Genomic DNA, 25,742 nt, shown 5'->3' on the forward strand with positions numbered 1-25,742 from the left:
GGTGCTTGCCGCCGAGTGCTCCCCCTATGCCAACTGCATGGTCCTAATGGTGGCCTCTGCCCCAGTACCAACCGTAGTGATGGCCGTTGTTGCCATTATTGCCGCTGTTACCATTGTTACCGGTGCCGCCGCTTCCGTTGCCGGTCGCACCCGTCCCGCTGCTTCCCGTCCCGGAAGTTCCGGTGGACACATTGCTGCTCGACCCGGCGGTGGTCGCAACGGTCGTCGTCGCACTCGACGACGTCGATGCGGCGCTAGCCGTTGATGCGCTGCTGCTCGCGGCGACCGCCGTCACGGTGGAGCTGTTGGAGGCTGTGGTGGTGGTGGTCGTCGAGCTATCGCTCCACACCGTAGCTGCGCCGATACCTGTGCTGGCATTCGCGTTGCGCACGCGTCCCGTTGCCACGGCTCCGTGAGCGAGGCCATTCGTCACCTTGTGGACATTCAGCTTGACCTCGCCGAGCGAGCTCGAGATGCGCACGACGCCGGCCTTGGGCGCATGAGCTCCGCCCACCTGCTGAGCTTGCTTCAGCGCACCGGCGACCTTGTTGCCCCTATCGATCGGACCAAGCGCATGGATAGCATGGCCGTTTGCTGCATTGCGCGGCGCGGACAGGCCGGACTTCGGCACGGGGACACGCTCGATCGTCGAGGCACGTGGTTTGCCCTGCTCGATCGGACTGAAGGTGCCGGTGCCGCTCAGGCTGAGGCCAGGCTTGCCGTGCTCGAAGGCGGCGGCCGCTTGTCCCGGCATGACCTGGGCGATCTGGCCGGTCTTGAAATCGGAGACCTCGACCTGGCCGCGCAGCACGCCGACCTTGGTGCTGCCCGCGCCCACCGTGACGCTGAACTGCGTTCCCTTGACCACGGCTGCGAGATAGGGCGTCTCGACCTCGAAATGCTTGACGTTGCGCTTCTCGACCTCGAGCAGGATCGAGCCCGCCTGCTGGATGATGGTGGTCGAAAGCCCGTCCTTCTTCTCGGCCGGCAGGCCGACCACCGAATTGGGGGAGATCAGGATCGTCTCCTCACCGCGGACGAGCAGCACCCGGCCGTTGCGTCCGGTGCGAATGGTATTGCCGGGCTTGAGGGTCTCTTCCTGGTTCAGCGAGACCTGTTGGGCGCCATCGGTCGCGACCCAGACCTCGCCGCTGGCCTTGCTCACCGACCAGACGCCATCGTCCGCCGCGAACGCGCCGGAAACCGTTCCCAGGGTCAGCGCCGCCACGAAGGCACACCGCATTCCAATTCTGCCGCGCATGACGATCCTCAGTCCGCGTTACGTCCGGACCTGAGGCGTATCCGAAATCACTCAAGAGAGGATTAGCGGGAACCCGATGGTGAAGCGGGCGCATTAACCAATCGTTGACCATAAAAACCTATGAAAAATCATGCAGCTAACGATCCCTTACCGCGCCGCGGCCATCGCTCCGTCAAACTACGGAGACAAGTTTGTTGCGCGCGTTGAGAAGCGGCATCTCGTTACCGCATTGGCGCTGTTGGTACCGATTTTTGCGGGAATCCCGCAGACATTCGCACAACAGGCGAACCAGCCAGGCTTTGATCCGCGCCAGCCCGAGAAATACTTTGAAAACCAAACCGAGCGGGAAACGCTGAACCATCCCCCGGTCAAGCTTCCGACCGTCGGCCAGCCCAACACCGGCGGCGACACCAAGCCTCAATTCGTGCTGCGCGGCATTAACGTCACCGGTGCTCAAGCCGTCCCTCGCGATCGTATCACCGCGCTCTATCAACCCTATCTCGGCAAGAAGGTCTCACAGGCGGATCTCGCCGCGATCGCCGGCGCGATCAGCGACCTCTACCGCGCCGACGGTTTCCATCTGAGCCGGGCCATCGTGCCGCCGCAGGACATTGCCGATGGCCGCGTCCGGATCCAGGTGATCGAAGGCGCCATCGTGCAGGCCGAGCTGAAAGGCGACGGCGCCGAGCAGTTCGGCGTGCGGCCGATGCTCGGGCCGGTTCTGGCCGAGCAGCCGTCGCGGCTGGCAACGCTCGAACGCCAGCTCTTCCTCATCAACGGCAGGCCCGGCGTCCGGATCGCCGACACCGCGCTGGAGGAGATCGGCGGTACGACCGGCCGTTTCCGCCTCATCGTTTACTTGAAGACGTGGCACGTCTTCACGTCGTTCGGTCTGGACAATCTCGGCTCGTCCTCGGTCGGCCCGTGGCAGACCTACGCGACGGGCGCGTTCAACTCCTACCTCACGCCCGGCGATACGCTGGCGGTCAACCTGTCGACCATTGCCAACGACCCGCGCGAGCTCGGCTTTGCCCGGCTGTCCTATGACGCGCCCGTCGGCGTCGACGGCGTGCGGCTCGGTGCGTCCGTCCTCTACAGCGCGGTCCGGCCGGGCGACGCCCGCCGCCTCGACAGCGACATCACCACGACCGAGGCTTTCGAGGTGCGGGCGAGCACGGTCCCCTTCATGTCGCAATCCTCCGCGCTGACGCTGACTGTGGCCGGGACCTTCAGCAACGTGTCGGAGCACGACCTGTATGGCCCCTGGTACAACGACCACATCAGGACCGCGAGCCTGACCGCCGACTACCGGCTCCAGGATCGCTTCGGCGGCACCAACTTCGCGACGCTGACCTACCGCCAGGGCCTCGACGTCTTCGGCGCCTCACATTTCGACGACGATTTGCTATCGCGCGACGGCGCCTCGTCGAACTTCTCGGTGCTGAACCTCTGGTTCACGCGCTACCAGGCGCTCAACGACGCCTGGTCGCTCAAGCTCTCCGCAGCGAGCCAGACGGCATCGCGGCCGCTATTCACCTCGCAGCAATTCTACCTGGGCGGCGCGGCCTTCGGCCGGGGCTATGGCGCAGCCGAGATCAGCGGCGATAACGGTCTTGCCGGCTCGCTCGAGCTGCGGTTCGACCAGAAGCTCAATTTCCGCTACTGGAGCGGCTATCAGCTCTACGCCTTCGGCGACGCCGGCGCAGTCTGGAACGACGGTTACAGGCTGACCGATGGCCTGTCGCTGACGTCGGCCGGAGCCGGCGTGCGCTTCTTCCTGTGGGACGACCTGCAGGCGGATCTCGGCGTGGCCGTCCCCTTGAGCTACCGGGCGCCGGACAATGAACGCCGCAGCCCGCGCTTCCTCCTCACGCTGTCGAGCGCGTTTCGGCTCTGCCCCGAGCACGGCCGGGGCGGCTGCCTGTAGCTCATTTCCTTCGCGTAGCGGACCCGGCATGCGGCCGTTTTGCGGTCTTGCACACAGACTTGCCTAAATTTAATCCCTTAACCTGCTCACGATCGCTCGATCGGGGGGCTTCCAATGACCATTTTTCAGCCGAAAGTGATTGGGACGGAATCATGAAGAGGGTGCTTGCGATCCTGGCGTTTTTTTGCGTGCTCGGGATCGGCGAATATTTCATCGTCAGCCGGTTCGCGATCCGCCACGAGACTTTGACCCTGTTCGACGCCTCGCGCCAGCGGCCGATCTCGGTCGAGATCGCGGTGCGACGTGATTACGAGACCAAGGCCAATCTCGGTCTCTGGAAGCTGCCGCTTGCCATCATCAGCAACGGCAACACCGTCAAGGCCACCGAGTATTCCTTCCTCGCCAACGTGCTCGCGGCGCGTGGCTATCTCGTTGCCAGCATCCAGCAGGACCTGCCGAGCGACCCGCCGCTGATGACCCATGTCGGCCAGCAATATGTCGGCCGACGTGAAGTCTACATCCGCTGCGAGGCGAATATCCTCTTCACGCTGGGCGAGCTGAAGCGGCGGCAGGAGAACGCGGACTACGACCACATCACCCTCGTTGGACATTCCAACGGCGGCGATGTCTCGATGTATGTCGCCCATCAGCACCCGGAGCTGGTGTCGAGAGTCATCACGCTCGATAATCTGCGGGTGCCTTTCGTCCTCAGCGACAACATGAAGATCCTGTCGTTCCGCTCGAAGGATCCGCATTTCCTCGCCGACTCGGGCGTGCTGCCGACCGCGGAAGAGGCCAAGGCACGCGGCATCGACATCGTCCACACCGGTGCGCAGCATAACGAAATGAGCGACCGCGGTCCCGACGCGGTCAAGGAGAAGATCCAGGCGACGCTCGATCGATTCCTGCGCGACAGCGCCAGCAGCGCGCTCGCCCCGGCCGATACAGGAAGCCCGATGATCATGAACCCCGGCGACTATTAGCCGGAAGCACCTTTGCGGCAGATCAAGGCAGCTCCGGGCCGACAGGCTAGAAAGGCCATGTAGCGCCGGAGAGGCACGTGTCGCACTATACTGGAAGTCTTGATACGAAAGGCCTCGGCCTGCCCGCGACGAGAACGCCGTCGTTCGTGCGGCACCTCTATCGTGCGACCCGCAGGCTGCTGCGGTCGATCATCGCCCGCATCGATCTCTCGCAATTTCCGGGATCGTGCTGTGGATGAGCATGGCCGCAGGCGAACGCATCAAGGTTGCCCCATGCACCAGCATTTGAGACGAATTTGCCTGCTGCTCGTAGTGACCTCGGGCGCAGGCACGTCCTCTGCTCTGGCCGCCGATGCCGGTCACGGTGCCGACCTCGCCAAGCGCTGGTGCGCAAGCTGCCACGTCGTGGCCAATGGCCAGACGGCAGCCAGCGCCGATGTCCCCTCCTTTGCATCCATTGCGCGGCGGCCGGATTTCAGTTCGGAGAAGCTCGCCTTCTTCCTGCTCGACCCGCATCCGAAGATGCCGAACTTTCCCTTGAGCCGGAGCGAAGCCGGCGACATCGCGGCCTATATCGGATCACTGCGTCCTTAGAGGCGGCCGATCGCGAAACCTGCCACAAATGCAAATCCCTGCCGGAGGACCGACAGGGATCAGCAGAAAGGATGATGGACGGCGAATGAGACATCATTCGGTGGCCCATCATGGACCTGCGCCAGCATCGAAATGCGGATCTTCATGCCGCGCAAGATCAATTTGTAGGCAGCTGGCACACAGGCCAGGAATCACGATTTGCCCTTGCCCGACTGCATGAGACTGCCGGTCATCTGGCGCATGTGATCTCCCGCGCTGGTGAACTGGCTGCGCAGGAAATCGGACTGGATCCGCATCGCTTCCTGAAGGTCGGTGGCATGCACGAGCTTGCGTGCATGCTCGAATGCCGACTTCATGTTCTGCTCGGTGAAAGCGAGCGCCTGCTTCGACACCTCCGTCCCGGCTCCCGGAACGGTCGTCATGGATTTCGTGGCGGCTTCGAAAAACATTCCGAATGCTTTTTCTGCCTGGTCAATTGTCTTTTCGGCCAGGTCGCGCAGTTCGGCCGGAACTTCGAGCTTCGGTTCGATCATGGTCGCACTCCTCCCTTTTTCCTGACTGAATACCACACTTGCCCGACCGCCTTCCAGCAGCGAACGCCGGGGCAAAACCCCGCGGGAGGCGGGCTTGGGCGGAAAGGGAGGGAAAAAGGCGCGAAACGCGCGGTCCGGCTCAGGACAGGGGGTGCTCGGGAAGGGCTTCTTCGGTGGCGAGGTCTTCAACGAGCTTGATCACCTCGAAACGCTGTCGAGGCGCGAGCTTCAGAAAAGCGCGGAGCAGGCGCAGGCTTTCGACAGTTCCGGTCGCAGGCGCCCCGAGCTTGAGGTGCAGTTCAGCCGCGAAGTTGAGGTTCTTCATCTCGCACCTATGACAAGCATCGGCCTTCCTGACATCGGGGTCCACGCGAGAGCCGAACACCACAACCGGACGCCATGGCGAGCACGAACTCTCGGCCGGAGGGCCCGGCAGGTTAGCACCCTCAACGACACATCCGGGGCTCAACCGAAGAGGTTGCAATTATGCCAAGGAACAACCCATCCGGCAAGCCCGACCACCGGCTTGGCGATGCTTCGCCTGCATCGCTCCACCGCAATTCCGGATAACAGGAATATGAGCCGTCGTCACCCACCTGCGTCAAGAAGCTGCATTAAATCACGCACGCAGCACCGATTGCTGTCAACCCGCACTGCATTTCGCCTTGTTTCAGGTGTGAATGGGCATTGATGGAGATGCCTAGCGCTTCTTCAGCGTATACACGTAATTGTTGAGTCCCACCTCGGCGGTTGTATCATCGACGAAATGAACGTCGATCTCACAGCCGGTTTCCAGGGTCTTGATTGACGCGCCGGCAAAGCCGAGCGAGGCGGCAAGCGTCTTCGGATCGGCCTTCTTGTCGACACGTTGCATCTCGTCGAATGCGCCCTGGAAGATCATGTCGGGGCCATAATCGGCCACCTTGTACTGCGGCCTGGCGCAGGCAAAGGGGCGCGGCCCCGAGATCTCTTTCGGCTTCAGGACGACTGCCTTGCCCATCAGCCGCTCCCGCTCGGTGCCGTCGGGCTTGCGCTGCGAATCGGCCCACGGCGCGACCACGGCGGCCGTGAGTGTCCAGGTGCCGATGTAGAAGGGATCTGCGGCCGCAGCAGTGTCCGCGGCGCCGACAGAGACGAGAAGGCAAACAGTTCCGGCGAATTTCATCCAAGTATCCCCTCGAGTCTTCGGCTTGGACTCGCCTTTTCGCTTCAAGGTTCATCGCTTCCGATGATGTCTCCGCCCGTGAACCGTTGTTCAAGATCGAGCGACCAAGCGTTTGCGAAACGGCCACGCAGATCACGGGCGCCATGGCTGATGAACTGATCGATTCGGGCGCGCCTCAGCACAAGGACGACGGCATGCTTTCTCGCTGCGATCTCATCAAGGGCGCCGCGGTCGCGCTTCTCACCCTCTCGATACAAGGCGCATGGGCGCAGGAGACCAGGATGAACCTGTTCAAGATCATCACCATCAAGGACGAAATCGTCGTCGGATTGTCGACCGAGGAGCTGCAGGCGCTCGGCGGCACCGATGCGAGCGCCGTTGCGCATGCGCTGGCACAGAAGGGCGACCTCACCGTCTGGCAATACAACGTGCATCGCGGCCCGAACGGTGAATTGCAGCAGGCGCCGACTGCCAAAATCGGGCTTCTGGCCAACGCCTCACTGCGTGTCGAGCCCTACACCACGCCCTACCAGATTGTTCCCCATCCTTAACGAGCGCAACGGCGCGTCAGCGGTCGAACCGCCGGCGCGCCGCAGTCATCTGCGCCGCTCCGCACGCCCCGTCTCCGTCGCAAAGCCGTAGACCAGCGCCAGGCGATCCAGGCATTCGCGAAACCGCCGCGCGAAATAATCGTTCCAGCGCTGCGTACGGACGGCACGACGCTCCCCGACCTGATCCATGGTCAGACCCAGCACCAGCACGTCGTGCACCAGCGCGGCGCCGTCGGTGCCGAGTTCGCGCTCGACCCGGTTCAACCGCAGCACCGCCTGTCGCTGGCTCTCGGTGACAGGCTCGCGCGTGCCGGTCCCATCGACATATTCACGGGTCGTATCCACCGCTTGAGGGCCTCGCTCAGCCCGCTCCCAATCGTTTTGAAAGGCGCGCCCACCGCGGTATTGCGCCTCGTCGATCTGGTGGTGCGCGTGCAGCCGGCCGAGCGGATCGCTGCGAACCGACCGGATGGCCAGGATCTTCTCGCCGGAATCGAGCGCGAGCGGATTGTCGACCTCCACCTCCGCGACCTCGGCATTGAACGGCACCTCCCGCGACCGCCGGTCGTAGATCTGCGCCAATTTGTAGGATTTGTTACGTCGGGCATGTGCCACTCGGATGCTCCTTGCGAGACTGACCATTGAACGGACGGCGAAGCTTCAGGCCGGGGAGACCAGCCTCAGCACGACAGGAGCTGCAATGCGGGCGGACGCAGGCCCGGAACGGCGCGTCAGGCGCGCATGCGGTGCGCAATAGCTGGAGCCCGGCTGACGCGGATGGCCGCAGAAGGTGATTTCCTCCCCGTCCTTGTCGCCGCCGTAGGGATAGCGGCAGTCGGCCGCCTCGAGTTCGACCAGCTCGATCAGGCGCGGCTGGACGCCGACGCAGCGCAGCTTGACCGGCGCAGCGGGCTTCATTGCCGACTTCGGCGGCAGATTCAGGTTCGGCAATGCCGACCGGCGCGGCGAAAGCAGACCGGCCTCGCCCGGCAAAACCGGCGCGATCGACGGGCTCGTCATCCATTCCGGTACGACAAGCCCGAGCCGCTTGGCGCGACCGACCACCGCGTTACGCGTGTAAGCCGTTCCAAATCTTGCGTTAATCTGCCTTCCGATCTCCGCATAAGACATTCCCTTGAGAAAATAGTCGCGAAGCGCGTCGGAGTGCTCCGACGGCCAATGGCCCGGTTCCATGATGCTGTCCTGTGATGCGCCTCCTCCGACCGCACGATCCGGAGGCGGGACACACATTCCGGTATTCCGAAGCGAGTGTCAAGCTGAAATTCTGATATTCATAATTGCATCAATTCCGAATTTCGGATTACAAGAGAGGGCACGATGGGCAATCGAGGGAATCACCATGTTGGACGTTGCAATGATCGAGCGGGGCCTGGAGAAGACGGGCAAGAGCAAGGGCGGCCTGGCAGCTGCCATGGGCGTGCGACCCGGCGCAGTGTCGGAGATCCTTGGCGGCGAGCGCCTGGTGAAGGCGTCGGAAATCATTCCGATCATGGAATATCTCGAGCTCAATCTCGCGCCGATCATGGGCCGCGTCGGGGCCGGCGCTGTGATCGAACCTGACTATGAGCAGGTTCCGCCGGAAGGTCTCGGTGACATCACGCTGCCCTTCCCGATCATGGAAGAGACCGTCGCCTTCGAGATCGTCGGCGATTCGATGCTGCCCAAATACGAAAGCGGCGACGTGATCGTGGTCTACAAGGACCAGCGCCATCCGCTGTCGAGCTTTTACGGTGAAGAGGCGGTGGTCCGGCTCAAGACCGGCGAACGCTATCTGAAGACCATCGAGCGGGGCAAATCCCCCTCCGTCGTCAATCTCACCAGCTTCAACGCCAAGCCGATCGTCGGCGTCAAGCTCGACTGGGTCGGTGAGATCTGCCTGTCCATGCCCAAGGGGCAACTCGAGCGGCTGCGTGCCAAGTCGGCGCGTCCCCGCAAGAAGGGTAAGTAGGCGCCCGAGGATTTCCGATTTTTGGAAATCAAGCTTGACTTAGTTCCGTTTTTCAGAAATACTCTGCCGCGCCCCCGACCATGGGCGCGGCAGGATCATTTCATGCAGTATTTCGTCGTGATGATCGACTACGGGCGGCGCGGCCGCGAGGCGGTCGTCGATCCCGAGATCACCAGGCGCGAGGTCATCTCCCGCCTCGCCTCGGGTGAGTATCGGAACGTCTCGTTCATCCACGAGATCGTGGACAGCTCGGTCGAAGACGTCACCGAGGCCATCCTGGCCGAGGCAGCCCTCCCACGGATCGAGCCCGAGGACGTCGATCTCCAGGCGATCCGCCTCGATCACGTCCGTGACCTGCGCAAGCACGAACGGACGTGATGCAGGCCGCGGCCGCCTGCATCTGCGTCCGGACGAATGTTACACCAGCAGAACGGTCGATCCCGTCGTCTTGCGCGCGGCGAGATCGGCATGCGCCTTGGCTGCGTCCTTCAGCGGATAGGTTTGGTGAACCTCGATCTTCACCGCACCGGACTTGACGACGTCGAACAACTCGCCCGCCATCGCCACCAGGTTCTCGCGCTTGGCAGCGTAGGTGAACAGCGTCGGCCGGGTGACGTAGAGCGAGCCCTTCTGCGCGAGCAGGCCGAGATTGAGTGGCTCGACCGCCCCGGAGGACTGACCGAACAGCGCGGCAACGCCGAGCGGCGCGAGGCAATCCAGCGATTTCAGGAAGGTGTCCTTGCCGACGGAATCGTACACCACCGGCACCTTCTTGCCGCCGGTGATCTCGTCGACCCGCTTCACGAAATCCTCGCGGGTGTAGATGATCACATGGTCGCAGCCATGCGCCCTGGCGAGCTTCGCCTTCTCGTCGTTGCTGACCGTGCCGATCACGGTCGCGCCGAGATGCTTGGCCCACTGGCTGAGGATCAGGCCGACACCGCCGGCCGCGGCATGGAGCAGGATGGTGTCACCGGCCTTCACCCGGTAGGTCTGCCGGATCAAGTACTGCGTCGTCAGTCCCTTCAGCATCATCGCCGCCGCGGTCTTGTCATCGACGCCATCGGGCAGCTTCAAGAGACGGTCGGCGGGAATCAGCCGCGCCTCGGAATAGGCACCGAGCGGCGAAGCGCCATAAGCGACGCGATCGCCCGGCTTCAGATCGGTGACACCTGGACCGACCTCCTCGACAACGCCGGCGGCCTCGCTGCCGAGCCCGCTCGGCAATTGCGCGGGATAGAGACCTGAACGGTTGTAGATGTCGACGAAGTTGAGGCCGACGGCCGTGTGGCGAATGCGCGCCTCGCCTGGTCCGGGCTTGCCGACACTGACCTCTTCCCAGACCAGGACTTCCGGTCCGCCTGTCTTGTGAAAACGAATGGCGTGCGTCATGGGCGTTGCTCCCTTATCGTTGCAGTGAGGTCCGTGAAAAGCGGATCGGCCGGAGAAATAGGCATTTGGTCCGCCCGTTACAGTACAGATGCGTAACAAGAATGTCACAGCAAACGACAAACGCCCGCCGTTCCGCCTCTGTTCGAAAGAGTTGATGACGGCTCCGGGGCAACCGGCAGTAGCCTTTGCGCGGGGATTGGTGGTCGCCTGCGAAGGAGAGCCGAGATGCCAGCTTATGTACAGCATCATCAGGATATCGAAATCGCGCCTGTAAATTGCCCGACGTGCATGGGGTTCCTGCCAATGTATGTGCGCGAGGTCGAGCCGCACTGGAGCCTTGCCAAGATCGACTTCGTCTACGAATGCGCCGATTGCGGCGCCGAGGTCCGGCAGACCATCCGCAAGCCGGAGCTGCTGCGCCACTGAGCGCGACCGAAGAACCGCTCAACTATTTGCGCTGAACGGAAAAAACGCCGTTCACGCGGATCTGATGTCTCCCAAACGAGGCTTGTTCTTTGCCGGGAACGCAGGCAGAACAAGCCTCAAAGCAGGATCCTTGGGAGCGCCATTTCGTGGCAGAACAGAAGGCCTCGACATCGATCGAGGCAGTGGAGAGCGGCCTCGCCGCGCAGGGCTATATCGCGAGCCGGCAGATCGCGACCGCCGTCTATTTGTCGCAACAGATCGAGAAGCCGATCCTGGTCGAGGGCCCGGCGGGCGTCGGCAAGACCGAACTCGCCAAGGCGATCGCGGCCTGGCGCGGCATGAAGATGATCCGTCTGCAATGCTATGAAGGTCTCGACGAAGCCAAGGCGCTCTATGAATGGAAGTACGCCAAGCAGCTTCTCTACACGCAGATCCTCAAGGACAAGCTCGGCGAAGTGCTCGGCGGCGCGCAGACGCTGCACGCCGCGCTCGACCAGTTGCATGATTTCGGCGACGTGTTCTTCTCCAAGGAGTTCGTCGAACCGCGGCCGCTGCTCCAGGCGCTGGAGCAGCCGGGCGGCTGCGTCCTGCTGATCGACGAGATCGACAAGTCGGACGCTGAATTCGAGTCGCTGCTGCTGGAAATCCTGTCCGACTTCCAGGTCACGATCCCCGAGCTCGGCACCGTCTCGGCGATCACCCCGCCGACGGTGATCCTCACCTCCAACAGCGAGCGCGACCTGGGCGATGCCCTGAAGCGGCGCTGCCTGCATCTGCATATCGGCTTCCCCGAGCAACGGCTGGAGGAGCGCATCGTCGAAAGCCGCGTGCCCGGCATCTCGCAGACGCTGCGCCGGCAGATGGTCGGCTTCATCCACGAAATCCGCTCGCTCGATCTGAAGAAGCTGCCCTCCGTCAGCGAGACCATCGACTGGGCTCGCGTGCTGGTGCTGCTGCAGGCGACCGAGCTCGACACCGATACCGTCAAGGACACCCTTAATGTGCTCCTCAAATACGAAGCCGACATCGAGGCGGCAGCGCCGCAGGTGACGACCTTCATTGCCAAGGCGGCCCGGTCCAACGTCTTCGGTTGACGCCGATGCGCGAGAACCTCCATCGTTTCTTTCGGGCGGCCCGCGGCGTCGGCGTACACGTCTCGCCTGCCGAAAGCATCGATGCGATGCGCGCGGTGTCGCAGGTCGGCTTTTCCGACCGGACCATCCTGCGCGACGCGCTGCTGCTGACGCTTGCCAAGTCGCAGGACGAGAAGCTCGCGCTCGGCGACTGCTTCGATCTGTTCTTCAGCCAGCCGGAACCGCGACAGGAGCAGCCCGAGGGCGCCGACCAGGACACCGCACAGGACGCAGATCAAGCGCCCTCTTCCGGCGTACCCAGTGATGCCGGTAGCGGTTCGCCGCAGCAGGAACTCGGGCCGCTGGCGCAGATGCTGCTGTCGCAGGATCGTAATGCCATCGCAGCCGCGATTGCCAGCGCGGCCGGCGCCGCCTCCCTGTCCGACATCCGCTACTCGACCCAGCGCGGCATCTTCTCCAGCCGCATCCTCGACGCCATGGGCCTCCAGCGGCTGCGCGACGATCTCGACCAGCTGACCGCAAACAACCCGTCACTGGCCGAGCGCCTTCGCGCCGCGCTGGACGCCTTGCGCGAGGCGGTGCGCGACACGGTCTCGCAGGGGCTTGCGCTCTATGCCCGCGAGGAGGCCGAAAACCTCCGCAACGAGATCCTGCGCAACGCGCCGCTTGCCCGTATCGAGCGGCGCCAGGTCGCCGAAATGCGCGCGCTGATCCGCCAGATCGCGCGCCGGCTGCGCGAGCGCTATTCCAAGCCGCGCAAACGCCAGCGCCGCGGCCATCTCGACGTCCGCCGCACGCTGCGCCGCAACGCGGCCTGGGGCGGCGTGCCCTTCCTCACGGCGTGGAAGCGCAAGCACCGCGACCGGCCGAAGATCGTGGCGCTCTGCGATGTCTCGGGCTCGGTTGCACAGGTGTCCGATTTCTTCCTGCTGCTGATCCACTCCCTGCACGAGGTCGTCGACGACGTCCGCTCCTTCGCCTTCTCCTCGCATCTCATCGAGGTCAGCGAAATTCTGGAATCGAAGTCACCGGAAGAGGCGATGGCCGAGATCATGTCCAAGGTCGGCTTCGGCTCGTCCGACTACGGCTCTTCGCTGGTCGATTTCGAGAAGGACTTCATGAGCACGCTGACACCGCAGACCACGGTGATCGTGCTCGGCGATGCCCGCAGCAACAACCTCGACCCGCGCGCCGACATCCTGCGCCGCATCTCCGAGCGCTCAAAGCGGCTGGTCTGGCTCAATCCCGAGGGGCGGCTCGCCTGGGGCTTTGGCGATTCCGAGATGCCGCGCTACGCGACCTTTTGCAGCGTCGTGCGCCAATGCGCCACCGCACAACAGCTCGAGCGCGCGGTGTCCGACATCGTGGCGACCTATCAGTAGGCGGCCACGCCCTCTCTGGCGTCAGGCGGCGGTCAACTCGGCCGGAACGAGGTTGCACTCGCGAAAGTGATGCGCAATTTCGTCGAGCGCGCGCTGCTCCCACTCCTGGGCCTGCGCAAGCCAAAACATCCGACGCTCCGAGTCCAGCGCAGCGCGCTCCCGGCACAGGGATTCCTGACTGCGAATTTCCACCAGCCTGTTCATGCACTCCACTCCTGCCGTGTGAAGCCATTCCCGGAGAATCAACGTAACAGAGTCCTGAACCCCTCGCCTCATGATTTCTGTGCATATCGCGACGCAGAATGGGACAGCGATGCTTCCCGTGCACCGCGACAATTCGCAGCGCAACATCAAATGCGGATCATCAATTAGTGATCGTCTGGACGATATTCGTGCGCAAACGATCTTAACTCCTGTGGCCGCAACGAAGTGCCGCAATTTGTGAAGAGGCGTTCTAAACAGCTGACCGAATTCCCGACTCATTGTCGTCGCACGGTCTTCATGCGGCGCCGCTAACAGGGGCACGCGAACCGGACTATCGCCCGAGGCAACATGAGCAACGATTTCGACTTCGATCTTTCATCCGACCAGTGGGAAGCACTGAAGGCGCTTCGCAACCCGGTGTCGAACGGTCGCCTCGCGAAGGCCTATGTCGTCGGAAGACTGGTCGAGCTCGGCCTTGTCGTGGTCAAGGACGGCGTGCCTGCAATGACACCAGCCGGGCGCAAGGCGCTAGTGCGCGGATCTTGCAGGCTGCTGGACCTCGCGGCCTGACGCACACGTCAAAAGATCTGTGCGATCACTATCGCGTAAGCAACGAACACGACTCCAAGTCCCCACACCATCGCCGTAATCTGCGCCCGCCGGCCGACGGCCACTTCCAGGGCGATGTAGCTCAGCGTGCCCAAGGCCATTCCGTTGATAAGGTTGTTGGTCAGCACGGTGACGAGTAGCGTCAGCACGATCGGAACCGCATTGACGAGATCGGTCATGTCGATGCGGGCGAGCCCCTGCATCATCAGCACGCCCACGAGCACCAGCGCGGGCGCGGTCGCTTGCGGCGGGATGATGACGAAGATCGGCCAGAAGAACAGCGCGAGGAAAAAGAACCCCGCGACCGTCAGCGAGGTCAGGCCGGTGCGGCCGCCGGCCTGCACGCCGGTGATGGATTCGATATAGGCCGTGACAACGGACGTCCCGAGCAGCGGTCCCACCACCGAAGCCGTCGCATCGGTCGCAAATGCGGCGGTGGCGTTCGGGATCGAGCCGTCGGGCTTGCGCAGATTGGCGGCCCCCGTCACGCCGATCAGCGTGCCCAGTGTCGAAAAGAATTCGGCGCACAGGAAATAGAACAGCAGCGGCAGCGCCACGACGAAGTGGCTGAAGAGATAGCCGATGTCGAGCGCCATGAAAGTGCTGGTCGGCCAGCGCGGCCACGCCATGATGGCTGATGGCACCGACGTCACCATCTTGCCGTTGGCACCCGGAACGAAGAAGCCGATCAGGGTCAGCACTGCGATCGAAAGGATCAGCGCTGCCGGCACCCGGCGCGCCACCAGTACCGGCGTGAGCAGGAGGCCGAACAGCGTCAGCAGCACCGGCGGGCTGCGCAAGGATCCCATGGCAATGTAGGTCGACGGGTTCTGGACGACGAAGCCAGCGCCCCGTAGTGCAATGAAGACGATCAGCGTGCCGACCGCCGCCTGGATGCCGATCTTCAGCGCTTCCGGCACGTCCTTGGCGACTTTCTCGCGCAGCTTCGACAGGCTGAGGATCAGGAACAGAACGCCGGTGAAAGCGACCATCGCGAGCGCGCCCTGCCAGGGCATGCCCATCTGCTTGACGATGACATAGGTGAAGATGACGTTCGATCCCATCGCGGGCGCAACCGCGAGCGGCAGGTTGGCCCACAGCCCCATCATGACAGAGCCGAAGATCGCGGCGAGCGCTGTGGCGCTGACGAGATCGGCGCGATCCATCCCGGCGTTGGACATGATCGCCGGGTTGACGGCGATGATATAGGCCATGGCTGCGAACGTCGTTGCTCCGGCCATCACCTCGCGGCCAATGCTCGTGCCTCGTTCGGTGAGGCCAAAGGTGCGATCGAGCAGCCCCGAGGCTGCACGCGGTGCCGGCTCGGCGGGAGCGGCTTGCGGCTTCGTCATCTCGTTCATCGCAGTCTCCCCCTACCAGACCACCGGATGCGCTTCGCCGGTCTGCACGTTGATGAAGCCGAGCGGCGCCTGCTCGCACGGCGCCACCAGCACCCAGCTCCAGGGCGCACAGGTCAGCGTCGCAAACATGAGCCGCTCCGGGAATCCTGGATACCAGCGCGGACGGAACGTCGGCTCGTACATCCAGTCGACCTTGCTGCCTTCCGCATAGAGTGCCTGCATGTCGGCATCGAGCGCTTGCGCGGAACGACAGCTCATCAGTCCACCGACCTCGAAGCGTACGGTGGCAACGAGCTCACCTTCGCGCACGAGCGCCCATCCGCCCTGAAGCTCGATCAGCGCGTTGACTGCCTTTGCCATCGCCGCGTCGGACGAGCCGACCACCCAGATATTGTGCTTGTCGTGCGCCACCGAACAGGCAACTGCCGTCTCCGGGGTACGCGGTCCGCAGCCGCGCCAAAACATCTTGGCCACGCGCCCGTCGCCGGAGAAGCGATCGACGATGGCAAATTTGGTGATCGCCTCGCTCTCGTCGCGCTGCACGGCGCCGTCGCGCACCGGCAGCTCGAGCGTGTAGAACTCGGGATGCCAATGGAACGGACGGATCACGGCTGCTTTCATCGTGCTGCGGCCGGGCTCGGCCCGCAGTTCGAAATCCTGAGGCTTGATCGTGCGCTTGATGTTGACGGTCTTCGTGGCCCACTCCGGCCACTGGATTTCAGGCACCCTGCCGAGATAGCGCTTGCCGTCGGAAACCTGCGCGCCATCGGCCCACACCTCGGCGATCGTGAGCTTGGACACATCCGAGAGCAACACGACGTCGCCGAAACGCCCCGGCGCCAGGCTGCCGACGAACGGCGTAAGACGCATGTGCCGCGCCGGATTGATGGTGAGGCATTGGATTGCGATCTCGGGCGCAAGGCCGGCCTCGATCGCGACCCGCGCATTGTGATCGCTGGCGCCGAGCTCGAGCGTGTGGCTGGCGCTGCGGTCGTCCGTGGTGAACGCGATCTGCGACCAGTCCTGAAGGCCCTTCGCGAGCAGCCATTTGACGATCTCGTCCATAGCGTAGACGCGCAGCTCGACGAACAGGCCGCGGGTGAGCTTGTCCCAGGTTTCCTCCGGAGTCTGCACTTCGTGGTCGGAGGCAAGCCCGGCCGCAGCAAAGGCGTTGATGGAGGGCAGATCGCGCAAGCCGGAGGCATGACCTTCAACGACGCCGCGCGCCGCAAACGTCGCCTCGATCATGCCCCAGAGCCGCTTGTAGGAGGGATTGTCGGGATTCCACACCGCCGGCCAGTCCATGACTTCGTCGAGCCCGGTGACCATCAGGCTCTCGCCCATGAAGCGCGCCTGCTCGTCGTGGCCATACCAGCCGCCGCCCCACTCATAGGCTGTCGGCGGCACGGCCGAACCCGGCTGCGGAAATATCTTGAGCGGCGAGCCGCGGCGGCGTGCCTCGAACCAGAATTCGAGATTGCGCGCGCCGTTGACGTTGGAGAATTCGTGGCTCGCCTCGCAGGTCCAGGTATTGCCGTGCGGCAGCACCAGCGCCGCCTCCCATTCCGGCGTCAGATGCGAGCTCTCGATATGCTTATGCACCTCGCCGAAGCCGGGCACGGCCGCAAGATCCGGCCGATGCACGCGCTCGCGCACCTCGCCGGGGTAGCCGCCCGCAGGCCCGACCCAAGCGATACGCCGACCCTTGAAAACGATCTCCTGATCCTCGGTCCAGGTGCGGCTGTGCACATCGAGCAATTTGCCGACCCGCAAGGCGCGATCGGCCGGGCGGCGGCCGAGCGCCGTCAGCACCAGATCCTGGCGGATGCGAACCTCGTCGGGCGCGTTGATCAGGAGATCGTCGGGTATCGCATTCATGGCCTGCCTCACTCTACGCCGGTGCTTTCGCGCGCCGCGGTGCGCTTGCGCGGCGATTTTACGGCCTTGCCGGCGCGCGCCGCAGCTGCATCGCGCTGACGGACATCCTTCAAAAGCGTCGTGAGCGCCCATTCGATCGCGTCGGCGATCTCGGCGCTGGACATGCCGAAGTCTTCGCGCATCGCATTCCAGGCCAGCACGTTGTTGAGATAAGACGCGAGTGCCTCGGCCTGGCGGACTTCCTTGGCGGGAAGATGCCGCACCAGCGGCGCCATCGCCTTGCGATGGTGGTCGATCAGGTGCCGCCGGAAGCCGGCGCGCACCCTCCGGCCCGCCCGCGTCATCGCAATGGCACGCGCCAGATGCGGATGACGGTCGAACCGCTTGCACAGCTTGCGAAAAATATCCGGCAGTTCGTCGGGCGAGGTGAAGGGAATATAGCTGAAGACGTTGTCCTCGATCCACTCGCCGGCCGCCGCGAACAGCTCCGCGCGGGTCTTGAAGTGGCGATAGATGGTTCGCTCGGCCACCTTCGCGCGCTTGGCCACCGCGGCCATGGAAACGTCGTCGGCCGCCTCGTCCTCCAGCGTCTCGACAAAGGCGGCGACGATACGCTGCCGCGTCATCTCGGCATATTCGTCGCGAAGGCTGGCAATATGTCGCTTTGCTGTACTCATGTCATAAGTCTGACATCAGGCAAATTGGAGGGTCAAGCCGAGAGTTGAGGCAGGCCGCGCCGCAACAATGGGCGTCGGCCTGCGCGTGGGGGCCGGCGCCCCACGCGAGCACATCGATCGCCCGCCGCCTGAAAAATGGACTTTTGCGCGCCGCCAAAATCGGATTTGCTCAGCCGAGAACTGCGCGCAACGGCGCCGCGCGGACGGCAAGGGAGCTGATCATGAACGGGCTTGGCGGGTTGAACAAATCTCCCAACGGCGTGGTCATCGGACTGGTTCAATTGCAGCTGCCGAACGTCGTGACCAAGGCCGATCTGGCCAAACAGACCGAGCGTATCGTCTGGATGGTCGGCAAGGCGCGCCGCAATCTCTCCACCATGGATCTGGTGGTTTTCCCCGAATACTCGCTGCACGGTCTCTCGATGGACACCAATCCCGAGATCATGTGCCGGCTCGACGGACCGGAGGTCGCGGCCTTCAAGAAGGCCTGTGTCGACAACAAGATCTGGGGCTGCTTCTCCATCATGGAGTTCAACCCGCACGGCAATCCCTACAACTCGGGCCTGGTCATCGACGACCACGGCGAGATCAAGCTCTACTACCGCAAACTTCATCCCTGGATTCCGGTCGAGCCATGGGAGCCCGGCGATATCGGCATCCCGGTGATCGAAGGGCCGAAGGGCGCCAGAATCGCGCTCATCATCTGCCATGACGGCATGTTCCCGGAGATGGCGCGGGAATGCGCCTACAAGGGCGCCGAGATCATGATCCGCACCGCCGGCTACACCGCACCGATCAGAGACGCCTGGCGCTTCACCAACCAGGCCAATTCGTTCCAGAACCTGATGGTCACAGCGAATGTGTGCATGTGCGGCTCGGACGGCTCGTTCGATTCCATGGGCGAAGGCATGATCGTCAATTTCGACGGCACCGTGCTGGCGCACGGCACCACCGGCCGCGCCGACGAGATCATCACCGCCGAGGTCCGGCCGGACCTCGTGCGCGAGGCCCGCATCAACTGGGGCGTCGAGAACAACATCTACCAGCTCTGGCACCGCGGCTATGTCGCGGTGAAGGGCGGCGCGATGGACTGCCCCTACACCTTCATGCAGGACATGGTCGCCGGCACCTTCCGCCTGCCATGGGAAGACCAGGTCAAGGTGACCGACGGCACCTCCTGCGGCTTCCTCGCCCCGACGCGGATGTTCGGCAAGACGGCGAAGGCGGCGGAATGACTCCGGTCCCAACGGACCGCGCGCGTCCTAGGCAGCCGGCCTGAAGACGATACAAACGGGGCTTCCGACTTTCACGGTCTGATCCGTCCGAACGAGGCGGCCGGTGTCGGAGTTGCGGCTGAAGAGAACGGCCGTGTCGCTGTCTTCATTCGAAGCAAACAGGAATCTGCCTGAAGCATCCAGCGCGAAGAAGCGCGGCGTCTTGCCGCCACTCGCGGTCCAGTCAACGGGCCTCAATCGTCCGCTCGCGGCATCGACGGCAAAGGTCGCGATGCTGTCGTCGCCGCGATTCGAGGCATAGACGAAGCGTCCGTCCGCTGACACGGCGATCTCGGCGGCGCGGCTATTGCCCGTGAAGGCATCCGGAACCGCAGAGACGATCTGGAACGGGGCAAGCGCGCCGGTCGCCGGGTCGAAGTGGTAAGCCGTAACGGTCGAGTCCAATTCGTTGATGACATAAGCGAGGCGCCCGCCCGGATGAAACGAGACGTGGCGCGGTCCGGCGCCCTCGCGCGCCTGCACCGGTTTGGTCGCCTGCACGAGCTTTCCGTTGCCGGCGTCGATCCGATAGGTGAAAACCAGATCCAGCCCCTTATCCGGCACGACGATGAATGCGCCCGATGGATCGAACTCGACCTGATGCGGCTTGGCGAAGGGCTGCTCGACCCGGTGGGGCCCGATCTTGCCCTCCAGCTTGACGAGATCGATGACGGCACCGAGCGAGCCGTCGTCCCCGCGCGGCAATAGCGCGAGGGTGGAGGTAATGTGATTGGCGACCACGACGAACCGGTTGCCCGGGTCAACTGCGAGATGGACGGGGTTCTTCCCCTCCGTACTCTGGCGGTTGATCACGCTGAGCTTGCCGCTCACAGGGTCGATTGCCATCGCGGTGATGTCGCTGAGATCGCCATGGACCGTGTAGAGAAACCGACGTGTCCTGTCGAAGGCGAGGAACGAAGGATTGACGAGATCACCGAGCAATTGGACGTGGCGCCAGGCTCCGGTCGCATTGTCCATCGCATAGACGTTGAGCCCGTCGCCGCGGGCATTGCGCTCCTTCGTGGTGCGCGCGCCGACATAGACGAATGAGCGAGAGCCTTCGAGCATGGTGTCCTCCTTGTGGGCTCCCAGTGTTTGCGCATGTGCAGCGGTCAATGCAGAGGTCACGGCGCCGACGGCAATGAGTTGGGTGAACACGCGCCGCGACAGGGTCGCCCCATCGGGGCCGACAGACGAGGCGTCGCGTACAACAGAATGTCCAGGCGTCATGGCCCTCCCCGTATTGCTTTTTATTTTTTAAAACACAATTATTCCGAAGGCGCAAGGAGGACCTCCGCGGCCGCTTGTGCCTCGCCAGCGGTTAGGCGACATCTCGTCAATCAGGACCAGCCCGAGTCGCCAATGCCCCGCCCCAATCTCGCGACCCAGATGACCGCGCGGATTCTCGATTACATCCGCACCAACGGCTTGCAGGCCGAACAGCATCTGCCGAGCCAGACGCTCGCGGACGCGCTGCGGGTGTCGCGCGCGCCGATCAACGCGGCGCTCCAGATCCTCGAAGACATGAAGGTCGTGCGATCCGAGCCCAACCGCGGCTTCTTCCTGGTCAAGGGTGCCGGCGAGCTTCCCGATCTGCCCGATGTGGAGGATACCGAGCCTGAGCGCGAGGACGAATGGTATTTCGCGATCGCAGAGGATCGCCTTGCGGGAAAGCTTCCGGACAAGGTCAGCGAGAACGAGCTGATGCGCCGCTACGGCCTCTCGCGCACCCGCCTGCTGAAGATTCTCACGAAAATCGCCGATGAAGGCTGGATCGAACGCCTGCCCGGCAATGGCTGGGCATTCGGCCCTCTCCTCACCTCACGCGAGAGCTACCAGCAAGGCTATCAACTGCGCGTCGCGCTCGAGCCACAGGCATTGCTGCTGCCGAGCTTCGAGATCGATCGCGGGGCCTTCGCGGCCGCACGGGAGCAGCAGCAATGGCTGCTCGATGGCGCCTATAAGCGTGCATCGCGCTCGGAGATCTTCGCCGCCAACGCCGAGTTCCACGAGATGCTGGTCGGCTGCGCGCGCAATCCGTTCTTCCTCGACGCGGTCAAGCGGGTGAACCGGCTGCGCCGGCTGGTGGAGTACCGCATCACGGTGGACCGCAGCCGTCTTCCGATCCAGTGCCGCGAGCACATCAACATCCTGACTTTGCTGGAAAAAGGGCTGCGACAGGAGGCGTCCGATTTCCTCCGCGTCCACATCGAGGGCGCCGGCCTGATCAAGGTCCCCAAGGTCTGATCCGGAAGGTCTGATCCAGACGCTATTGCATTTTATATTATAAAATGCATTAGTGCCCTGCAAGGCGCCCGCCTGCGGGGAAGGTTGGCGTTGCCCGACAAGCCCCAGAAACGCAGCCAGGGAACGCGCCAATGACCGCCACCACAGCGACCATCGAGCAATCCACCATGCGCAAAGTGCTTTGGCGCATCGTGCCCTATTGCTTTGGGCTCTACGTCATCTCCTATCTCGACCGCGCCAATATCGGCTATGCAGCGCTCCAGATGAACAAGGAGCTTGCACTGACGAGCGAAGCCTTCGGCTTTGCCGCCGGCATCTTCTTCATCGGCTATTTCCTGTTCGAGGTGCCAAGCAACGTCGCGCTCAACAAATACGGCGCGCGCATCTGGATATCCCGCATCCTGATCAGCTGGGGCATCGTCGCCACCGCAACCGCTTTCGTGCAGAGCCCGATGCAGCTCTACATCCTGCGCTTCCTGCTCGGCGTCGCTGAAGCAGGCTTCTTCCCCGGCATCATCATCTATCTGACCTACTGGTTCCGCGCCAAGGAGCAGGCCACGACGGTGGCCCTGTTCACCGCCGCCATTCCAGTCTCCTACCTGATCGGCGCGCCCCTCAGCACCTGGATCATGGACCATGTCGGAGGCCTGGGCCTCAGCGGCTGGCGCTGGATGCTGCTGCTCGAAGGCGGTCCCGCCATCATCGCCGGCATCCTCAACTATTTCATCATGACCGATCGTCCCGAGCAGGCGAAGTGGCTGACGCCGCAGGAGCGCGACTGGCTTGTTGACGAGCTGCGCAAGGACCAGGCCGGCCGGCGCAATGTGCAACATCTCGGAATCATCGCCGCCATCACCAACCCGAAAGTGCTGTTCCTGTCGGTGATTTACTTCATCTACCAGGTCGGCAATCTCGGCATCGGATTGTGGATGCCGCAGATCATCAAGAGCCTGTCGTCCACGCTGACGAATTTCGAGGTCGGGCTCATTGCCATGCTGCCCTACGCCTTTGCGACCGTGGTCATGGTGCTGTGGTCGCGCAACTCCGATCGCACCGGCGAGCGGCAGAAGCATTCGGCGATCCCGCTGCTCTGGGGCGCAGCCGCGCTCGCGCTCACGGGGCTCGTGGTTCAGCCCGCGATCGCCATGACGCTAATCTCGCTGTCGCTCGCCGGCATCTACGCCTTCAAGTCACCATTTTGGTCGTTGCCCGGCCTGTTCCTGACGCGCTCGACGGCGGCGGTGTCTATCGCGGCGATCAATTCGATCGGCAATCTCGGCGGTTTCGTCGGCCCCTACGCCATCGGCGCCATCAAGGACTGGACCGGCAGCACCTATGGCGGGCTCCTGTTCCTCAGCGGCTTGCTGTTCGTGTCGTTCCTGATGACCTGGTTCGCGCGGATGGAGAACGCGGACGAGACCCAAAGGCAACCGGCCGAACAGCACGCCTGATCTCGCAGCCAGGATGGAACGATGACCGCCTTCGCAATGCTTCTCAGTGGATCGCAGACCTACCGCATCGCCGATATCACGGCCGTGGCAGGCGAGAACCTGCTTCGCCTGCCCATGATCCTGCGGATCCTGCTCGAGAACGTGTTGCGTAACGGCGGCCAAGAACAGGATGCATCGGTCGCTGCCATTCTCGGCTGGCTCGCCGACGGGCGCAGCGACCGCGAGATCGCGTTCCAGCCCTCACGCGTTCTCATGCACGACACCACCTGCGGCCCGGCACTGGTCGATATCGCGGGCCTGCGCGCTTCGCTCGCGGAAGCAGGCGGCGATCCCAACCGCCTCAATCCGGTCCTTCCCGTCGACGTCTCGACCGATCACTCGCTCGGCGTCGACGTGTTCGCCCGCCCGGATGCGATGGCAATGAACATGGCGCACGAGCTCAAGCGCAACGGCGAGCGCTATCGCTTCATGAAATGGGCGAGCCAGGCGCTCGACGGCGTGCGCGTGCATCCGCCGGGCACCGGCATCATGCACACGCTGAACCTCGAGCGCCTCGCGAGCGTCGTGACGATCATGCCCCGCGACAGCCAGCTCTGGGCCGTGCCCGACACGCTGATCGGCACCGACAGCCACACGCCCATGATCAACGGCATCGGTGTGCTCGCCTGGGGCGTCGGCGGGCTCGAGGCCGAAAGCGTGATGTTCGGCATGCCCGTGACGATGCGGGTCCCCGACGTGGTCGGCGTCCGACTGACGGGACGCTTGCGCGAGGGCGTGCTGGCAACCGATCTCGCACTGACCGTCACCGAACGCTTGCGCCGGATCGATCTCGCGGACCGCTTCGTCGAGTTCTTCGGCCCCGGAGTCTCCGCGCTCTCGGCCGGCGACCGTGCCGTCGTCGCCAATATGACGCCGGAGTTCGGCGGCAATTCCGGCTACTTCCCCATCGACGCCCGGACGCTCGACTATCTCGGGCAGACCGGCCGGTCGCGCGAGCAGCTCGCCCTGGTCGAAGCCTATGCGCGCCGCCAACAGCTCTGGTTCGACCCGGCCGCCGAGCCCCGCTACACCGAGACGATCACCATCGACCTCGATGAGGTCGAGGTGAGTCTCGCCGGCCCGCGCCGCCCGCAGGATCGCATTGCGGCCGGCAGGACGGCCGAGACACTCGGCCTGGAGCGCCCCGCTGCAACCGCAGACACGGATCGCGCGAGCCCACCGCCCGACGGCGCGGTCGCGATCGCCGCGATCACGAGCTGCACCAACACGTCCGACACACGCCTCTTGATTGCCGCCGGCCTCCTTGCCCGCAAAGCGCGCCAGCACGGGCTCAAGCCGCCTTGCTGGGTCAAGACCTCGCTCGCGCCGGGCTCGCCGACGGCTGAGCGCTATCTGAAGCGCGCCGGTCTGCTCGACGATCTCGAAGCGTTGGGCTTTGGCATCGTCGGCTATGGCTGCACGACCTGCATCGGCAATTCGGGACCGCTGGCGCCGGCCATGGCAGGCCCGGTCGCCGCGAAGCAAGTAAGGCCAGTGGCCGCGCTGTCGGGAAACCGCAACTTTCCGGGCCGGGTGCATTCGCAGATCGAGCTCGCCTTTCTCGCATCGCCCCCGCTCGTCATCGCCTTTGCGCTCGCCGGCGACGTCAACCGCAACATCATGCAAGACCCGATCGCGCGTGATGATGCCGGCGCGGACGTGCGCCTTGCCGATCTCTGGCCGACCGGCCCTGAGATCGATGCTGCACTTGCCCGCGCCCGCGAAACAAGCGATTGCAGCCGCGCCTATGATGCGGCCGAAGCGAGCGCCGACTGGGCCGCCTTCGAGGCCCCCGGCACGGCGCTGTTCCCTTGGGATGAGGCCTCCACCTACATTCGCCGCCCACCCTTCGCTGATTTCGGCCAGGGCACGCGCCTCGGACATTATGCGGCAACGCCGCTGCTTGTGCTCGGCGACGACATCACGACAGACCACATCTCCCCGGCGGGCGCGATCGGAGCGAACAGCGAGGCGGCCCGTTATCTCGTCGCGCGTGGCGAGGATCCGCAAGACCTCAACGTCTTCGCCTCGCGCCGCGGCAACTGGGAGGTGATGCTGCGCGGGCTCTTCACCAACAAGAGTGTGCGCAACCTGCTTGATCCCGGCCTGCCGCCGGGACAGACGATTCTCGCAAGCTCCGGCGAACGCCTGCCGCTACGTCTCGCGGCCGACCGCTATGCACAGGAGGGACGTCCGGTCGTCATCGTGGCCGGTGAACGCTACGGCATGGGCTCCTCGCGCGATTGGGCAGCGAAGGGCGTCGCCCTGCTCGGCGCGCGCGCGGTACTGGCGCTCAGCTTCGAGCGCATTCATCGTTCCAATCTGATCGGCATGGGCATCCTGCCGCTGCGCCTGCCCGCGGATCGTCGGCCGCAATCGCTCGGGCTCAAAGCGGACGACAGGATCGAGATCGACGCCTCCGCCGAAGCTCTCGCGCCGCGCGCCGCGATCGACGTTCGGATCCTGCGGGAGGGCACCGAGATCGACCGCTTCACGGCGGTCGCCGCGGTCGAAACCAATCTGGAATGCGAGACGTTGCGGGTCGGCGGACTGCTGCCGCTGATCCTGCGTCGGCATTCGACTGAGCCTACCGGGCAGACTCGCAAACCGGCTTCCTTACGGCCCGCTGGCGCGCCGGTTTAGGCCGCCTGAAGGGCAAATTCCCGGTTTCCAAGGAGTAACCGCGACATTCTGGCACGGTTGTTGCTCCCTTTTTGACGTCCAA

Annotated in this window: 26 protein-coding genes; 14 read left to right on the forward strand and 12 right to left on the reverse strand. The window is 64.0% G+C overall.

The annotated features are described in order from the left end of the window. Positions 1-43: 43 nt before the first annotated feature. Positions 44-1,261, reverse strand: a complete 1,218-nt coding sequence (locus XH79_RS37555) for a FecR family protein (RefSeq protein ID WP_271584953.1) — start codon at positions 1,259-1,261, stop codon at positions 44-46. A gap of 130 nt (positions 1,262-1,391) precedes the next feature. Between XH79_RS37555 and XH79_RS37560 the strand changes: the two genes are divergently transcribed. The 3 genes from XH79_RS37560 (at position 1,392) to XH79_RS37570 (ending at position 4,765) form a co-directional block, all read left to right on the forward strand. Then, the gene (locus tag XH79_RS37560) at positions 1,392-3,188 is read left to right on the forward strand and encodes a ShlB/FhaC/HecB family hemolysin secretion/activation protein (RefSeq protein WP_271584954.1); all 1,797 of its coding nucleotides are present in this window, start codon (positions 1,392-1,394) and stop codon (positions 3,186-3,188) included. Positions 3,189-3,340: 152 nt separating this feature from the next. Next, positions 3,341-4,171, forward strand: coding sequence for an alpha/beta fold hydrolase (locus tag XH79_RS37565; RefSeq protein ID WP_212342521.1), 831 nt, complete (start codon positions 3,341-3,343; stop codon positions 4,169-4,171). A 273-nt stretch (positions 4,172-4,444) separates the two neighbouring features. Then, a complete protein-coding gene (locus tag XH79_RS37570; protein ID WP_212342520.1) occupies positions 4,445-4,765 on the forward strand; it encodes a c-type cytochrome in 321 nt (106 codons plus the stop codon). A gap of 191 nt (positions 4,766-4,956) precedes the next feature. Here XH79_RS37570 and XH79_RS37575 read toward each other — a convergent pair whose 3' ends face one another. The 3 genes from XH79_RS37575 to XH79_RS37585 all read right to left on the reverse strand — a co-directional run bounded on the left by XH79_RS37575 (position 4,957) and on the right by XH79_RS37585 (position 6,463). Continuing rightward, on the reverse strand, positions 4,957-5,298 hold the full coding sequence (locus XH79_RS37575; RefSeq protein ID WP_183239727.1) for a phasin: 342 nt from the start codon (positions 5,296-5,298) through the stop codon (positions 4,957-4,959). 139 nt (positions 5,299-5,437) lie between these two features. Next, the gene (locus XH79_RS37580) at positions 5,438-5,623 is read right to left on the reverse strand and encodes a hypothetical protein (protein ID WP_018644785.1); all 186 of its coding nucleotides are present in this window, start codon (positions 5,621-5,623) and stop codon (positions 5,438-5,440) included. Positions 5,624-5,998: 375 nt separating this feature from the next. Continuing rightward, the gene (locus XH79_RS37585) at positions 5,999-6,463 is read right to left on the reverse strand and encodes a hypothetical protein (RefSeq protein ID WP_212342519.1); all 465 of its coding nucleotides are present in this window, start codon (positions 6,461-6,463) and stop codon (positions 5,999-6,001) included. A 194-nt stretch (positions 6,464-6,657) separates the two neighbouring features. Between XH79_RS37585 and XH79_RS37590 the strand changes: the two genes are divergently transcribed. Continuing rightward, a complete protein-coding gene (locus XH79_RS37590) occupies positions 6,658-7,014 on the forward strand; it encodes a hypothetical protein (protein WP_212343287.1) in 357 nt (118 codons plus the stop codon). Between the two features lie 45 nt (positions 7,015-7,059). Here the strand turns inward: XH79_RS37590 and XH79_RS37595 are convergent, their stop codons facing one another. Further along, a complete protein-coding gene (locus XH79_RS37595; RefSeq protein WP_212342518.1) occupies positions 7,060-7,629 on the reverse strand; it encodes a hypothetical protein in 570 nt (189 codons plus the stop codon). A 45-nt stretch (positions 7,630-7,674) separates the two neighbouring features. After that, entirely contained in the window at positions 7,675-8,208 is a 534-nt protein-coding gene (locus XH79_RS37600) for a GcrA family cell cycle regulator (protein WP_271584955.1), read from the reverse strand. 166 nt (positions 8,209-8,374) lie between these two features. On the opposite strand from XH79_RS37600, the gene XH79_RS37605 reads away from it, so the two are divergent. Continuing rightward, positions 8,375-8,983 carry a S24 family peptidase gene (locus XH79_RS37605; RefSeq protein ID WP_035705094.1) on the forward strand — a complete coding sequence of 203 codons (609 nt, stop codon included), beginning with the start codon at positions 8,375-8,377 and terminating at the stop codon, positions 8,981-8,983. A 102-nt stretch (positions 8,984-9,085) separates the two neighbouring features. Continuing rightward, entirely contained in the window at positions 9,086-9,361 is a 276-nt protein-coding gene (locus XH79_RS37610; RefSeq protein WP_271584956.1) for a hypothetical protein, read from the forward strand. 39 nt (positions 9,362-9,400) lie between these two features. Here XH79_RS37610 and XH79_RS37615 read toward each other — a convergent pair whose 3' ends face one another. Beyond that, complete coding sequence (locus XH79_RS37615) at positions 9,401-10,375, reverse strand: quinone oxidoreductase family protein (RefSeq protein ID WP_271584957.1); 975 nt, start codon at positions 10,373-10,375, stop codon at positions 9,401-9,403. A gap of 225 nt (positions 10,376-10,600) precedes the next feature. Here XH79_RS37615 and XH79_RS37620 point away from each other — a divergent pair, with 225 nt between their 5' ends. The 3 genes from XH79_RS37620 (at position 10,601) to XH79_RS37630 (ending at position 13,277) form a co-directional block, all read left to right on the forward strand. Further along, a complete protein-coding gene (locus tag XH79_RS37620; RefSeq protein ID WP_018319162.1) occupies positions 10,601-10,801 on the forward strand; it encodes a hypothetical protein in 201 nt (66 codons plus the stop codon). 146 nt (positions 10,802-10,947) lie between these two features. Continuing rightward, positions 10,948-11,895, forward strand: a complete 948-nt coding sequence (locus XH79_RS37625; RefSeq protein WP_271584958.1) for an AAA family ATPase — start codon at positions 10,948-10,950, stop codon at positions 11,893-11,895. Between the two features lie 5 nt (positions 11,896-11,900). Beyond that, entirely contained in the window at positions 11,901-13,277 is a 1,377-nt protein-coding gene (locus XH79_RS37630; protein WP_271584959.1) for a vWA domain-containing protein, read from the forward strand. 21 nt (positions 13,278-13,298) lie between these two features. On the opposite strand, the gene XH79_RS37635 is transcribed toward XH79_RS37630, so the two are convergent. Further along, a complete protein-coding gene (locus XH79_RS37635; RefSeq protein ID WP_212342511.1) occupies positions 13,299-13,481 on the reverse strand; it encodes a hypothetical protein in 183 nt (60 codons plus the stop codon). 348 nt (positions 13,482-13,829) lie between these two features. On the opposite strand from XH79_RS37635, the gene XH79_RS37640 reads away from it, so the two are divergent. Further along, positions 13,830-14,051, forward strand: coding sequence for a hypothetical protein (locus XH79_RS37640; protein WP_212342510.1), 222 nt, complete (start codon positions 13,830-13,832; stop codon positions 14,049-14,051). Positions 14,052-14,059: 8 nt separating this feature from the next. Here XH79_RS37640 and XH79_RS37645 read toward each other — a convergent pair whose 3' ends face one another. The 3 genes from XH79_RS37645 to XH79_RS37655 are packed head-to-tail and all read right to left on the reverse strand — an operon-like array spanning position 14,060 to position 18,006. After that, positions 14,060-15,451 carry an NCS2 family permease gene (locus XH79_RS37645; protein WP_271584960.1) on the reverse strand — a complete coding sequence of 464 codons (1,392 nt, stop codon included), beginning with the start codon at positions 15,449-15,451 and terminating at the stop codon, positions 14,060-14,062. A gap of 12 nt (positions 15,452-15,463) precedes the next feature. Next, entirely contained in the window at positions 15,464-17,329 is a 1,866-nt protein-coding gene (locus tag XH79_RS37650) for an adenine deaminase (RefSeq protein WP_271584961.1), read from the reverse strand. An 8-nt stretch (positions 17,330-17,337) separates the two neighbouring features. Further along, positions 17,338-18,006 (reverse strand): TetR/AcrR family transcriptional regulator, encoded by a 669-nt coding sequence (locus tag XH79_RS37655; protein WP_271584962.1) that lies wholly within the window; start codon positions 18,004-18,006, stop codon positions 17,338-17,340. Between the two features lie 221 nt (positions 18,007-18,227). Here XH79_RS37655 and XH79_RS37660 point away from each other — a divergent pair, with 221 nt between their 5' ends. Continuing rightward, positions 18,228-19,241, forward strand: a complete 1,014-nt coding sequence (locus XH79_RS37660; RefSeq protein WP_271584963.1) for a formamidase — start codon at positions 18,228-18,230, stop codon at positions 19,239-19,241. Positions 19,242-19,268: 27 nt separating this feature from the next. On the opposite strand, the gene XH79_RS37665 is transcribed toward XH79_RS37660, so the two are convergent. Further along, entirely contained in the window at positions 19,269-20,348 is a 1,080-nt protein-coding gene (locus XH79_RS37665; protein WP_271584964.1) for a lactonase family protein, read from the reverse strand. A gap of 294 nt (positions 20,349-20,642) precedes the next feature. Between XH79_RS37665 and XH79_RS37670 the strand changes: the two genes are divergently transcribed. The 3 genes from XH79_RS37670 (at position 20,643) to acnA (ending at position 25,660) form a co-directional block, all read left to right on the forward strand. After that, positions 20,643-21,527 (forward strand): GntR family transcriptional regulator, encoded by an 885-nt coding sequence (locus XH79_RS37670; protein ID WP_271584965.1) that lies wholly within the window; start codon positions 20,643-20,645, stop codon positions 21,525-21,527. 131 nt (positions 21,528-21,658) lie between these two features. Beyond that, the gene (locus XH79_RS37675; protein ID WP_212342504.1) at positions 21,659-22,978 is read left to right on the forward strand and encodes an MFS transporter; all 1,320 of its coding nucleotides are present in this window, start codon (positions 21,659-21,661) and stop codon (positions 22,976-22,978) included. Positions 22,979-22,999: 21 nt separating this feature from the next. Then, a complete protein-coding gene (acnA, locus tag XH79_RS37680; RefSeq protein WP_271584966.1) occupies positions 23,000-25,660 on the forward strand; it encodes an aconitate hydratase AcnA in 2,661 nt (886 codons plus the stop codon). Positions 25,661-25,742: the final 82 nt, after the last annotated feature.

Source organism: Bradyrhizobium sp. CCBAU 45389, assembly GCF_028128625.1.
GTDB classification, from domain to species: domain Bacteria; phylum Pseudomonadota; class Alphaproteobacteria; order Rhizobiales; family Xanthobacteraceae; genus Bradyrhizobium; species Bradyrhizobium liaoningense_B.